The sequence below is a fragment of the Gloeotrichia echinulata CP02 genome, assembly GCA_038087035.1.
GTDB classification, from domain to species: domain Bacteria; phylum Cyanobacteriota; class Cyanobacteriia; order Cyanobacteriales; family Nostocaceae; genus Gloeotrichia; species Gloeotrichia echinulata.
Genome location: CP051187.1, coordinates 2,282,786 through 2,296,466, shown reverse-complemented (window position 1 = coordinate 2,296,466; position 13,681 = coordinate 2,282,786). Strand labels below are relative to the sequence as shown.

The window sequence follows — 13,681 nt, the reverse complement described above, 5'->3', positions numbered from 1 at the left end:
TGCCAGGATTTGGCTTCATACTGAAAACATAATGACCGCCATTCTAATTGCGATCGCTATATCCCACTGCACTGGAGATGGTCATGTTCTTAGATAATTTTCCGCGAAAAATACGCAAAGAAGCACAACTTTGGCGAGATGAAGGACTAATCAGTTCTTCCCAGTATCAACAACTAGCAGACCGTTATCAATTTAATAACCTGGAAGCGGCTGCACGGGAACGCTTTGTGATGCTTGTGATTGCTGTAGGTGGTATACTATTATGTCTAGGCGTCATTACCTTTGTTGCCGCCAACTGGCAAACCTGGTCAAGGGAAGTCAAGTTTATCTTGATGATCAGTTTGTTTCTTTCCACTACCATCACTGGTTTTTATACCTGGAGAGAACCGACACTCAGCAAAGCCGAAGGTAAAAAACCCCAGCGCAGTAAACGCCTACTAGGAGAAGCATTGCTGATTTTAGGCGCTTTAATTTTAGGCGTCAATATATTGCTCATGTCCCAAATCTTCAATATTGGCGGTTCAACTACCGAACTGTTTCTGGCTTGGGGATTTGGTGTTTTAATTATGGCTTATAGTCTATCCTTAACTTCCTTGGGAATTTTGGCGATAGTCCTCATCCAGATTGGCTATTGGACAGGATTAGGAGACTGGTGGTACACTCCTAATGAATGGTCTTGGGCACGGTTAGTAGTGCGACATATGCCCTTACTATCATGGTTACTGTTTGTACCTTTAGCCTATTTTTGTCGTTCGCGTTGGATTTTTGGACTAGCAGCTTTCGCCTTTGCTACCTCCTTACAATTCAACCTCAATCCCCTCCAAGTCCTAACTTACGCTGATATCGCACCGTGGGTAGCCTCTTTTGCCTTTGCACTCCCACCTGCATTATTGTGGAGTTATGATGACCTGCTATTTCCCACAATCAATTATCGGTTGTTTCAACCCCTCGCTCGGAGTTTAGCCCTGGTGTGTTTCGGCTTTGTCTTTTATATCTTATCCTTCCGTTGGCAATGGCAATATCCAGATTATGGCTATTTTCCACCAACAACCCAAAGCAATATCCTCAGAACAATTCCCATCATCGATTTGGGGATTCTCAGCGGCTTGGCTGTGCTACAATGGTTATTTCTACTGCGTCAAAGAAACAATCCTCCCCGTCGGGAAGTAGTTTTCACGATTGTGCTAATTTCCAGCTTCATTAGCATTACCGCCTTAGTTCTATTCTGGCATCAAGGTATTAGCCGCATTGGTGAACTGGGAATTTTCGTGTTCAATGTTCTGTTAGCCACCTTAGCTGGAGGACTAATTCAAGAAGGACTGAAGTTAAACGATCGCCGCTGCTTTTGGGGGGGTATGCTATTATTAACACTGCAAATTATCAGTCGCGTGCTAGAGTACAACACTGAATTGCTGTTCAAGTCCCTAGTATTTGTCATGTGTGGTGCTACCTTAATTAGCGCTGGTCTGTGGTTTGAACGCCGTCTAACTCCAGCATCTAATTCTGGGAACAAAAAATAAAACGGAGTTGCTGATATTGAATCCGAAATGCAAAAATTAAGTATTGCAACCTCTTACCCTCTGCGACTCTGCGCCTCTGCGTGAAACAAAAAGCATTGTGTCTCTCTGCGTTAGTCCTATTTCCGACCTCCCCAATTCTCTCACCTAGGACTACGCTCATGGAAAGTAATTCTTCTGAACCGAATAAATCCAATAAAACCCTGTCTCCCGAAGCAGAATTCTCTAAAACCCTAACTTTTCGAGATTACCTAATTGCCACTGAACAAAAGGCAAATCAACCCCTACCTTTGTGGCGTCTAGTGGTTCCCCTGTTAATTCAAACAGCAATCATTATGGGGATACCAACGCAAGCTATGTATACAGACATCGCAGGTAAGACAGTCATTTTGCAAAGTGCAGCTGTAGACCCTGACGATGTGGTGCAAAATTACTCGCTCAATCTTGATTATAACATATCCCGTCCCGAAAGACTAAAAAAACTTCCTGGTTGGGAGCGATTACTAGAGCAAAATCGTGGGAGAAACAGACAATTGGCACAAGGAACCAATTTGTATGTGGTTTTGCAAGAACAACAAACCTTTAGCCGTGGCGTACCAAAAGCTTGGCGCCCGGTGCGAGTGAGTAGCGATCGCCCCACAAACCTACCTAACAATCAGGTAGCCTTAAAAGGTGTGTATCGGGATGGCTTCATCGCCTATGGCGTCGAAACATATTATATCCCAGAACAGCAACGCGAGCGGATTAGTCAAGATATCTCCCGTGATTTAGAAAGCCGCAACGGAGAAAGACAACCGATAGTAGTCAAAGTCAAAGTTGATCCTCAAGGTAATGCTGTACCTATTAGTTTATGGGTACGCGATCGCAATTATCGGTTTTAGACGAAGACCGCACCCCTAGGGCGTGTTTTAAAAGTCTTATACAATACCACTAAAACGCTGACACATGTGGATTTCGCGTAGGGGCACGGCAATGCCGTGCCCCTACAGCTGGTATCATATCGTGTGGATTTAGGGGTATCTAAAAATTTATCCGGCTAAACAAATAGTTTGAAATCGCGGGACTAGCCCCTCCACCACGAGATGGAGGGGAATCAGAGGTTTTTCATATATCCTGGTGTGCGCCGGTAATCACGGCTATTTAGAAAAAATTCTCAATTGACAGCCAGAAACTTGACCGGGAGGGTGATGATAAATTCAGAACCTTGACCAAGGGCGGAGTCTACCTCCAGTGAAGCATTGTGTTTTTCTACCACAATTTGATGGGCGATCGCTAATCCCAAACCTGTGCCTTTACCGACTCCTTTTGTTGTGAACAAAGCGTCAAAAATCTTCGCTTTCACGTCCTCCGACATTCCTATACCGTTATCTTTTAAGCGAATCACCACGCACTGTTGATCATGCGAGAGTCCAGTAGTTATCGTAATTTGTCGGGGATTTTTTTTGGTCTCCTCAAAACTTAGCCCCTCACAAGAATCATCCAAAGCATCAATCGCATTTGCCAAAATGTTCATAAACACCTGGTTCATTTGTCCAGCATAGCATTCAACCGGGGGAATGTCGCCATAATTGGTAATAATGTCAATGGCAGAGCGTTTTTCATTTGCCCTGAGTCGATGCTGGAGAATTAAAATCGTACTATCTAAGCCCTGATGAAGATTGAAGGGAACGGGACGAGCATTATCAGCACGGGAGAAGGTGCGAAGACTAGTGCTAATCGCTTTAATCCGATTAACTCCTTCATTCATGGAATAGATTAACTTGGGTAAATCTTGGCGCAGAAATTCTAAATCTATAGTTTCGATTTCATTTTGAATGACGACATTATTCTGAGGATATTGTTTCTGATATAGATCAACTAATCCGAGCAAGTCTTTTATATAATCTATTGCAGGTTGAATATTCCCCTCTAGAAATCCTACGGGATTGTTAATCTCATGGGCAACACCTGCTATCAAATTACCCAATGCGGACATTTTTTCACCTTGGATCATTTGGGCTTGAGTTCTTCCCAATTCTTGCAATGTTTGTTCAAGCCAGTGGTTATTTTCAGCCAATTCTTGACTATGTTTTGCTAAAGCCGTGTTAGAAACCTGTAATTCGCTAAATGCTTTCTTTAATTGTAATTCCGCTTGCATTCGTTCTGATAAAACGGCGACCAAAATTAGAGATGTAAACACAACCACCGCAATGAAGGATTGCAACGCTATTAATGATTGATTCAGGTCGGCTTTGGTAAAAGTACCCAATCCGCGCACAGTTCCTAAAATAGCGATCGCCGAAATCAGAAACATGGTCAGGGTTGTTCCCGGTTGACCAAAGCGAAATGCTGACCAAACTAATAAGGGAATCAGCATATACGCTAAAGGGTAATTGTTCCAAAATGATGCCTTACCAATTAAGAAGATAAAGCCAATTAAAACTAAAGCCTCTATCCCCTTGATATTCCACACCATCAGCCATCTGACGATGTGAGAAAAATTGAAGTATTTAGGATTGAAACTGAATTTTTGGGATTGAATCCAGTCGCTCCAACTGAGAATAACAGGAGTCAGAATCAAGATACCCGCAACATTGGAAATCCACCAGATAGGCCAAATACTGTGATAGGCGGACTGGGGAACTTTTTGGGCAAAAACCAATATTGACACGCCTATAGTTGCATTCACAATCGGACTGATTAACCCAGCATAAATCAGAAATTTAATACTGTCAGCAACCCGATTAAATGGGTAGCGTTGTCGAGTGGCTCGACGTAATAAAGATGTGCCAAGCCAGGTTCCCAGAGTCGTTCCTGCGGCGATTCCCAAAACAGCCAAGACTGAAATCAGCAAAGTCACCCAACTATTTAGGTTCCAAAATGCCGCAATATTTGCTAAAAAAGACCCTAAAAATACACCAGGTAGCATCCCATTACCATAAAGTAATGTGACGCCGACGGCTAGTCCATCAGAAGGCCAAACAGGGGTAACAGCATTGGCAGTAGAAGCAAGATGCCGCGAAAGTTCAGCTAAACTAGAGTACATCAAGGCAATTATCAGATTTGCCCCTAAACAAGACCCAAAGCCAGGTAGGCCAAACGCTTTGTGCGTACCCATATTTGGTGATATATGAAACAGTTATATCTAAAAGGTTGCCCATTTTTCTATCATAATCAACAATGACTACGGAAATCGCGCTAAAATAAACCAAAAAAAACATATCAAGCAGATATCTTGTTAGAATCCTCTGGGCTTCTGCGGTGTAAAAGTAATTTATTTACAGGAAGATACTGTAATTTAGAACTTACGCACTTTACAAATTAGCTATTATGTGCATCACAATTGGTTAAGAAAACAAGTACCTAGGTTAAGAAAACAAGCACCTAGGTTAAGAAAACAAGTACTTTCGTTACCAAGACAACTACTTTCGTTACCAAGACAACTACTTTCGTTACCAAGACAAGTACTTTCGTTACCAAGACAAGTACTTTCGTTACCAAGACAAGTACTTTCGTTACCAAGACAACTACTTTCGTTACCAAGACAAGTACTTTCGTTACCAAGACAACTACTTTCGTTACCAAGACAACTACTTTCGTTACCAAGACAAGTACTTTCGTTACCAAGACAACTACTTTCGTTACCAACAAAAGTTCGTAGCGATATTTCTCTCACTGCATTATTTATCTAATTTGTCAATGCTAGGACTTACGCATTGACAAAAAACACAAAATATGAGATTCAGAAAACCGGAGATGTCGTAGGGGTTTAGCATTGCTAAACCCTTAGCATTGCTAAACCCCGAAAACGCGGGTCTGTTTACCATCAAAGTAATATAGCGGTTCTCGGTTGAGTCCAATACACTCGTAAGGGCACGGCAGTGCCGTGCCCCTACACGCGACAATATAATTTTGTATTGCATTCAATTGAGAACCGCTATAATTAATCAAAGCCTGAAACAACGTATTTTGGTGAAAGCATACCATGCCAAATTTGTACAGTGCGTAAGTCCTAAAAAACCAGGACTTACGCAAGCGTCACAATTGGTGGTTGGTGCGTGACGCTACAAGTCTCATTACTACGTTCAAATATTTTCCCAGCGTCACACACCCTACAGAAAAAATATGCCAGTTGCGTAAGTCCTAAAAACAACAAAATATGCCGTTTTCAACCCGGATTTTTCGTTTGATGAAATGTATAAAGAATAACTATATTTTTTAACCTACCAATAATAAAATCCTCAGTAGATGAGATATAGGGGTTCTCGGTTGAGTCCAATACACTCGTAAGGGCACGGCAGTGCCGTGCCCCTACACGCGACAATATAATTTTGTATTGCATTCAATTGAGAACCGCTATATTTTTTATTTGTCAGTCCCTGAGTGCTTAATGCCTCAGTAAGGAAAAATGCAAACAGCTAATTGGCCTAATCTTATTTGGTGTTTGTTGCAATTAAGTTTATTTGTCTTAACTATAAATATCAAAAGTGTTTCAGCAAATCCCACTCATAAAAAATCATTTTTTATTTTCCAACCAGCTACTAAAACTCTAGCATTTGCTCCGCTGCAATTGGCAGAACCAATATCTGTGCCTTCCTCCCTAGTAAGAGATTTGAGTGAGGGCTTAAATAACAAAAAAAGACAATTAGAGGTGATTTTCAGTCAACATCATGACGCTGCTGATTTTGGAAATGCACAAATCATCAATGTTGCTCAAGTTCCTACCCCTGCTATTCAAATTCCGAGACCGCCACAGGAACCAAGGGACGAAAAGTTTCCTTCTACTTTACCACAACCAGCAAACTTACAATCTCCTACACCAGAAAATACACAACAAGAATCTTTATGTCCTAAAACCTCTAATGATGGAGGTCAAGAAAATAGTTCTATTTTGAATCAGATTACTGTTACAGAATTTAAGTTTTTGGATGGAAAATATCCTTTCAAGGGAAATCAGGCTCTGACACTCGAATATTTAAAAAAACTTACTCAACCTTACTTAAATCAGCCTATTTCTTTAGAAAAATTACTTTCGATATCTTCGGAAATAGCAAAACATTACTCTGGTAAAGAAGGTGAAGAATATGCAACCTCTGGTGCAATTGTTGATATTCCCACTGAAACCCAAAATACTTGCAGAGGTTCAGTCATTATTCGAGTTATAGAAGGGGAATTAAAAGATATAAAAGTTACATTCTTTGACCCAAATAAAAAGAATCCGGCAGAAATTTCGACTAAACTGAATCCTGAGTATGTGCGCTCGCGTTTGGCACTTGCAGCATCAAAGCCGTTAAATATTAAGAAACTGCAAGAAGCCTTACAACTGCTGCAGATTAACCCTCTAATTAAATCAGTGACTGCTCGCTTATCATCTGGTATAAATCCGGGCGAAAGTATTTTAGAAGTTCAGATACAAGAGGCAAATTCTTTCAGCACTGCACTGACTATTGATAATGGTCGCACGCCCAGTGTGAGTAGTTTGGAACGTAGAGCATTTGTCAGGGAAGCTAATTTTCTGGGGATAGGCGATCGCCTCAGTTTTGGTTACACTAATACAGATGGTAGTAATAGCTTTGATGCCAGTTACACTTTACCGCTTAATCCTCGTGAGGGGACACTCAGTTTCACCTACAGCAATAGTGAAAATCGGGTGATTGAACCTCCATTTAATGATATTAATAAAGATGGGAATGGTGAAGACATTAAATCATCATCTCGCTCTTATGAATTAACTCTGCGTCAGCCCCTCACTCGCAAAATTATGACGATAAAAAATAATAATTCAACGTCACAATCAACTTTTGCAGAATTAGCATTGGGGTTGACAGCTTCTTTGAGAGAAAGTCAAACAACTTTATTAGATATTCCTTTTCCTCTTTCAGCAGGGGCTGATAACAATGGAGTGACGCGCATTTTTGCACTCAGGTTTTTTCAGGACTGGAGTCAGCAAAATGCACAAGGGGTGATTGCTTTTCGCTCACAATTTAACTTTGGTTTTCATGCTTTTGATTCTACTATCAATGAACAAATTCCCGGACTGAAAGAAGTCATTTCCGATAGTCGCTTTTTTTCTTGGCTAGGACAAGCATTATGGTTAAATTTGCTGGGTGAGGATAAATATAAATTACTCAGATTACGTGCTAATGTTCAATTAGCAGATCGAGCGCTTCCATCTGCTGAACAGATAACATTTGGAGGTTTGGGGAGTGTACGCGGCTATCGCCAAGATATTTTACAAACTGACAACGGAGTTTTTGTCACAGGTGAAGTTGAATTACCTGTTTTATATGCTTTCAATAATACAGCAGTTTTACAAGTTATTCCTTTTGTTGATTACGGTATAAGTTGGAATAGTTCTGGTAATGCAAATCCCAGTCCTAATTCTTTAGCAGCTTTAGGTTTTGGCTTACAGTGGCGACAAGGTAATAATTTTACTGCCCGTTTTGATTGGGGTATTCCTTTAATATCAGCAGAGTCAAGAGGTAGAACATGGCAAGAAAATGGTCTTTACTTTTCCGTTCAGTGGAATCCTTTTTAAGGCTAACATCTAGGATATTGACAATTTTATGGCGTGGCTGGGGATACTCTCGCCTAGTTGTGGTAATGCTGCTGGGTATATTTATTTTAACTGCAGGAATGCCGGTTGTTTTGTCGCAAATGACTGGTGCAAGTCAAATTGCTCAGAGTTTTGGTAAAAAGCAAAAGTCTGGATTTCAGGATATAAAAAATCAAATCCAGGAAGTTAAGAAATTACAAAATGAAGGACTCTATTATACAGCTTGTAAAACTTTAATTGCTACAGTGCTTCCTTTTTATGCCGGATTAACTTGTGATGATTTAGAGCAAAAATATTGGCAAGAAATCAAAAACAAGATTGACGCTCAAAATAACGATACTCAAGTAATTATTTGGTTCTATTTCGGAGAAATTATGCGTGTGATCGGGGATTTAGAGAAATCAGAAGAAGCCTTAAACAAAGGTTTAAAAGTGGCTAAAAATTTATCATCAGAACAACAAGCAGTCATATATCTTAGCTTGGCTAATACATTTAGAGCCAAGGGGAATTTGGAACGCGATCGCAGGTCATCTCCTGTATATGATTATATGCCTTGGCAGTATGTTAAGCGAGAGGAAATTGAGGAAGCAACAGAAGATTATAATAAGGCACAAGAAAATTATCAAATAGCCATTGATTATAGTTCTTCATCTATTTTTAGATTTATAGTTCAAGTTAATCTGTTGAGCTTATTAATTGAAAGAAATCAATTTAGAGAAGCTCAAGAGCTATCATCTCAAATATATTCCCAAAAATCAAATATATCGGAAATCCCAGAAAATCTAAAACTTAAATTTATTTATGCCCAAATTAATTTGGCTAAAAGTCTAGCTTATCTTAAACAAATTTCAGAAAAACCAGATAAACCTGCTGATAACCCAACAATTAATTGGGATAAAATTATATCTTTATTAAGAGAATTACAAAAGGAAGCCAAAAAAATAAAAATAAATAGCAAAACTGCTGAGTCTTATGTTCTTGGTAATTTGGGTGGTATGTACGAATATTTAGGTAAGTTAAATAAAGCTCAAAAAGCCACTGAAGAAGCGCTATACCTCGCTCAACCTAGTGAAGCATCAAATATAGCATATCAGTGGCAATGGCAGATGGGGCGTTTGTTGAAGCAGCAAGGTAAAATAAAAGAGGCTATTGCTAGTTATGAAGCTGCTGTTAAGACACTTGAATCTGTGCGTGGTGATTTGCTGGCGATTAATTCGGATGTGCAGTTTTCTTTTAGGGATAATGTAGAGCCTTTGTATCGAGAGTTAGTTGATATATTACTCAGTCATTTTCCAAACGTAGCTGATAGTTTTACTCATTCTATTGAAGTCAGTCAAATTTCAGAGGTTCCTAATTCTATCAATTATGTAGACTCTCTTCAACTAGCTGAACTCGAAAATTTTTTACGTTGTAGTTTATCTAACAAAGTTATAATCCTTGATAACAAACAAAATATATATCCTACATATCCTACTATTGTCCCCATAATTATGAAAAATCAACTCGCTGTAACTCTTTCAATTACTGATTCAGTTTCAAATAAAAACAAAATATATTTTCACCAAGAGGCTATTTCTTCACAAATAGTAGAAGGAACCTTAGAAACTCTACGTGGTGATTTAAAAATACCCAGTAAAGAAAGTAAAGTTCAAAAAAGTTCGGAACAGATATATAACTGGTTAATTAAACCTTTTGAGGAATATCTTGATGTTGAAGCTAAATTTAATGATAGCAAGATAAAGAAATTAGTATTTTTGCTGGATGGTTCATTCAAAAACATTCCAATGTCCGTACTTTATAATAGTGAAAAAAAACGTTATTTAATAGAGAGATTTGCGGTAGCCGTGGCTCCTAGCTTAAAACTTTTGGAATTAGAGCCATTACCAAAGAATATTCATGTCTTAAGAGGTGGTTTAAGTCTTGAAGTACAACATCCTTTTAAACCAGAAAAACTTACCTCTTTAGAAGGCGTTCGCCAAGAGTTAGACGGAATTAAGTCTTCACAATTATCGGGTGAAGAGTTATTAGATTATAAATTCACAAAAGAAAATCTCGAAACAAAAATAAAAACAGGAAAATTCTCAATAATTCATCTTGCAACGCACGGTGAGTTTAGTTCAGATCCAAACAAAACTTATATTCTACTTTCAGGAAAAACGTCAAATAAAAAATCCTTGAATGATTCATTAGTACCTGAAACTCTTTATGTAAAAGACCTAGACAACTTACTTCGGACATCTCAAATAAATACAAATCGAAAAACTGCCATTAAATTACTTGTTCTTAGTGCTTGTGAAACAGCATCGGGAGACAAACGAGCAGCTCTAGGTTTATCTGGTTTAGCTATCAGAGCCGGAGCGCGTAGTACTATAGCTTCTCTTTGGCAAGCAGACGAAGAAGCTACACCCGAACTTATGATTAAATTTTATAAACAAATAAAAGAAAATAATGAAATTAGTAGAGCGGACGCATTACGACTAGCTCAATTATCTTTGTGGGAGTCTAATGAGGAATGGAAAATACCACGTTATTGGGCAACTTTTATTTTAGTTGGGAACTGGTTGTAAATTAATGAAGGAAGCCAGAATATGACTGCTTTAATGAATTCGATTTAAGTAATAGTTTTAAACTTGATAAAAGCTTAGATATTATTTTTAGAAACCTATTGTTTTTGCAATAAAACTTCTCCAATTAACGGTTCTAGAGGTAAATTATTTAAATTAACATCTTCACGTTTGAGTAATTGTTCTTTCCAAAAATTTAGTTCAGGTGGCGATTGATTTGGTTTTAAACTAAATAAGTCGCTTATCGTGTCATACCAAATACCATTTTCTTCATAGATTTTGTACTTATTTGCTGAACTATCAAGTAGTGTCTGAAGCGTATTACTAACTTCAATTTTCTCAATCCATCCATGAACATCAGCAGGACTTTTATTGGGATCGCAATAGAGTTCAAAAAACCATTGCTGCTCAAGACCTACTTCTTTTAACTCTAATTCTTTTGGTAGAGTGAAACTTACAAAGCCTGGTGTATTTGGCAAATTAAATTTAATACGTTGTTCATGCTCTCCATTCTTATCTTGTAATACAAAATTTCCATATTTTATTTGGTCAGGTGAATATGGTACATAAAACCATAATGTTGGATTTCCTTGAGTAGTTTTTCCCCAGTTAGAAGTAGGTATTAAAGCCGTGAGTTTACGTTTCTCATCCTTGGGCACGGGACAATCAGGACGTGACCCTCCTGAACTTTGTTTACCCTTGTGCTTCCTCCCTTTGAAGCTCAATCCTTTGTTTATATCAGAGTTGTTAATGGTTTGTGTAAAATAGATTGGCTGAAAATGAACCGAAAAATTGACGTTCGTAAAAGCTAAGATAATAAATGTTATTAAATAGTTGTGAAAGTATAACATTACACATCACCTCAAATTAGTTATTGAGTTATTTATTTGTATCTAAAAATGCTTTGAACTAGTAATAAACAAACAGGTGTTATGATAAGTGCTAAAAGTGGCGGCACAAAAGGAATCCACACTGCTACTGAAAAAGCTAAAAGACAAAAGACATATAAGACAGCACTGTATAAAGAAACAAGAAGAATTGTTATTTTTAATTTTTTAAAATAATCATGTTTCCATACTAAATTTAATGTGCATCCTAGTAATACCCAAAAAAATATCCAAATATTCTCTGCATATTCGGGTAACCACTTTATAAGTGGACGTTTTTTTTCAACAGCATTAATGATTTGACTGGCCATATTAGCATGAATTATTACGCCAGACATTTCTTTATTGTAAGGTGTACGATGTTGATCGGTTTTTGAATCAACAAATCCTATTAAAATAATTGTTTTTTCATTTATAATGCCTGCTAACTGTGAATTTGATGAATCAGCTAAAATATCTCGGAGTGTTTTTATTTTTGGATTTGAAGCTTGGTAATTTAGCAAAACTTGATCCACATCTTCTTCTCCTTTTGGTAACTGATATCCACCTGCATTATGTTCTAATGGCTTGAACACCACATCACGAATTTTCACAAATCCCTCTGGGGTCATATCACCTGATTCTCCTAAATAACTAAGTGCAATACGCAACCCTATAGATTGCTGTGTTGGGCAAATTGCATCTTCTTCCATACCAAGAAGCTGTCGCCTAATAACATCATCATCATCTTTAGGAAAATTAATGAACCCCAACTGGTTTGGAGAGAAATTATTTGGTGGTCTAATTCCTGAAAGATTGCTATTTTCATTGCGAAATTGACAAATAGAAATGTATTTTAAATTTTTATTTATCTTTAAATATTCTTGTAATTCTGGTTCAAATTTATAGTCATGAATAATATCTGAAGCAATAATTTTTGGTTTATAAGGTGTAATTTTTTTCAAAAGTGCTAACAAGGCTTTATCTGATAGTGAACCTTGCCTTGGCTTATATTTTAGGTTGATGTCTTGATCTTGATACTGTATATCTTCCTCGTCTATACTAATCACCAAAAATTTATCATCTGCCCATTCAGAGTTTCTCCGTATTCTCATAAAATGGTCATAAGCAAGTAATTCATAGCTTTGTAGCCCTCCTAACATTCGCATCAGGATAATCAAACCAGTTGTTATGGTTGTTGCAGTGAAACTTTGACAAAGGAATTTCTTAGAAATCGTAAATTTAGTATGATCAAGTACTTTTTTTTTGCCTATTGCTTTTAGATAGCAATCGTTTAATTTATCAATATCAATACCTGGACTATCTGGATTTTCTGCCCATTCTATAAGTGCTATCGCTTTTGTTGCTTGATCAACCGTATCCCCATATAGTGACTTTGTAGGTGCTTTTATACAAAAAGCCACTATATTAAAAATCCCTGCTGGACAGCTACTCAATTGCTCTAGCAATTTATCGCGTTGAATATGTTCAGCCTGAACCTCCTGGTTCATAGTGTTTTGTGAAGTTCCTTTAACTTCTCCGCTATCCGGCGGCGAAGTCAGTCAGTTAATTTGAATACCAATGCCACCACTAGCAATATTGAAATTAGGTGACTGAATAACTGTATTGATTTTCTTTGCCAGCTGTCCAACATTCTGAACAGTTGGTCCTTGAGGCTGAGACTTTAGAGTATTTTCAATAGCTTCAATTATTTTAGTCAGCTTAGGGTTTGGATCTGCCTTAGCTTCTTTTGCTAATTCAACAATAGCTTGAGCAAATTCTGATTTTTTTTCTCCTGCTGCTGCTAATTCTTCAAGCACTACTTGTTCTATATACGCTTCACCGGCATCAAGCGGTTCTTCTTCAAGCCGTAAAAATGCGGCCGCTGCTTTGGGAGATATTTCTGTCAGCCATGTTTTCAGTTTACCTGCTTGCTCTATTAGTATTTCTCCAACTTTCCCCAATGCACCCGTTGAAACACCCGTTAAAACAAAACCTACAATCGCTGTAGCTGTAGCTGTTACTGGTTCCATAATAAAGCTCCTGAAATGTATCTTGATTTACAATTTACCAATCACAGAACAGAGCAGTACCAAGTCCAGGCAGTTTTTTAACACCAGCACCCACAGAAAATTATTGCCTGTTTAATCTCAATTATTTACCAGTATATTATCGAACTAAATATTTTCCACAATAATA

The 13,681-nt window shown here is 37.9% G+C and carries 9 protein-coding genes; 4 read left to right on the top strand and 5 right to left on the bottom strand.

The window, feature by feature from the left end; genetic code table 11:
* The first annotated feature begins 83 nt into the window (after positions 1 to 83).
* Positions 84 to 1,520: a DUF2157 domain-containing protein gene (locus HEQ19_10005; protein ID WYL99804.1), complete on the top strand. Its 1,437-nt coding sequence runs from the start codon at positions 84 to 86 to the stop codon at positions 1,518 to 1,520.
* Positions 1,521 to 1,678: 158 nt separating this feature from the next.
* A complete protein-coding gene (locus tag HEQ19_10000) occupies positions 1,679 to 2,398 on the top strand; it encodes a GDYXXLXY domain-containing protein (protein WYL99803.1) in 720 nt (239 codons plus the stop codon).
* A 272-nt stretch (positions 2,399 to 2,670) separates the two neighbouring features.
* On the opposite strand, the gene HEQ19_09995 is transcribed toward HEQ19_10000, so the two are convergent.
* Entirely contained in the window at positions 2,671 to 4,542 is a 1,872-nt protein-coding gene (locus HEQ19_09995) for an MASE1 domain-containing protein (protein ID WYL99802.2), read from the bottom strand.
* A gap of 338 nt (positions 4,543 to 4,880) precedes the next feature.
* Positions 4,881 to 5,147: a hypothetical protein gene (locus tag HEQ19_09990; GenBank protein WYL99801.1), complete on the bottom strand. Its 267-nt coding sequence runs from the start codon at positions 5,145 to 5,147 to the stop codon at positions 4,881 to 4,883.
* Positions 5,148 to 5,904: 757 nt separating this feature from the next.
* Here HEQ19_09990 and HEQ19_09985 point away from each other — a divergent pair.
* On the top strand, positions 5,905 to 8,034 hold the full coding sequence (locus tag HEQ19_09985; GenBank protein WYL99800.1) for a ShlB/FhaC/HecB family hemolysin secretion/activation protein: 2,130 nt from the start codon (positions 5,905 to 5,907) through the stop codon (positions 8,032 to 8,034).
* Positions 7,986 to 10,619, top strand: a complete 2,634-nt coding sequence (locus HEQ19_09980) for a CHAT domain-containing protein (protein WYL99799.1) — start codon at positions 7,986 to 7,988, stop codon at positions 10,617 to 10,619. Before HEQ19_09985 ends, HEQ19_09980 begins: the two co-directional genes overlap by 49 nt.
* Positions 10,620 to 10,714: 95 nt before the next feature.
* Here HEQ19_09980 and HEQ19_09975 read toward each other — a convergent pair whose 3' ends face one another.
* Genes HEQ19_09975 through HEQ19_09965 form a run of 3 tightly spaced genes read right to left on the bottom strand, consistent with a single transcriptional unit; the run spans position 10,715 to position 13,515 of the window.
* Complete coding sequence (locus HEQ19_09975) at positions 10,715 to 11,467, bottom strand: DUF928 domain-containing protein (protein ID WYL99798.1); 753 nt, start codon at positions 11,465 to 11,467, stop codon at positions 10,715 to 10,717.
* Between the two features lie 32 nt (positions 11,468 to 11,499).
* Positions 11,500 to 12,993, bottom strand: a complete 1,494-nt coding sequence (locus HEQ19_09970) for a CHASE2 domain-containing protein (protein WYL99797.1) — start codon at positions 12,991 to 12,993, stop codon at positions 11,500 to 11,502.
* A gap of 51 nt (positions 12,994 to 13,044) precedes the next feature.
* Entirely contained in the window at positions 13,045 to 13,515 is a 471-nt protein-coding gene (locus HEQ19_09965) for a hypothetical protein (GenBank protein ID WYL99796.1), read from the bottom strand.
* Between the last annotated feature and the right edge of the window lie 166 nt (positions 13,516 to 13,681).

What these genes read in the sequence shown, in the direction of transcription:
- HEQ19_10005 (WYL99804.1), top strand. Translation starts at nt 84, where the DNA reads ATGTTCTTAGATAATTTTCCGCGAAAAATACGCAAAGAAGCACAACTT.
- HEQ19_10000 (WYL99803.1), top strand. Translation starts at nt 1,679, where the DNA reads ATGGAAAGTAATTCTTCTGAACCGAATAAATCCAATAAAACCCTGTCT.
- HEQ19_09995 (WYL99802.2), bottom strand. Translation starts at nt 4,542, where the DNA reads ATGTACTCTAGTTTAGCTGAACTTTCGCGGCATCTTGCTTCTACTGCC.
- HEQ19_09985 (WYL99800.1), top strand. Translation starts at nt 5,905, where the DNA reads ATGCAAACAGCTAATTGGCCTAATCTTATTTGGTGTTTGTTGCAATTA.
- HEQ19_09980 (WYL99799.1), top strand. Translation starts at nt 7,986, where the DNA reads ATGGCAAGAAAATGGTCTTTACTTTTCCGTTCAGTGGAATCCTTTTTA.
- HEQ19_09975 (WYL99798.1), bottom strand. Translation starts at nt 11,467, where the DNA reads ATGTTATACTTTCACAACTATTTAATAACATTTATTATCTTAGCTTTT.
- HEQ19_09970 (WYL99797.1), bottom strand. Translation starts at nt 12,993, where the DNA reads ATGAACCAGGAGGTTCAGGCTGAACATATTCAACGCGATAAATTGCTA.
- HEQ19_09965 (WYL99796.1), bottom strand. Translation starts at nt 13,515, where the DNA reads ATGGAACCAGTAACAGCTACAGCTACAGCGATTGTAGGTTTTGTTTTA.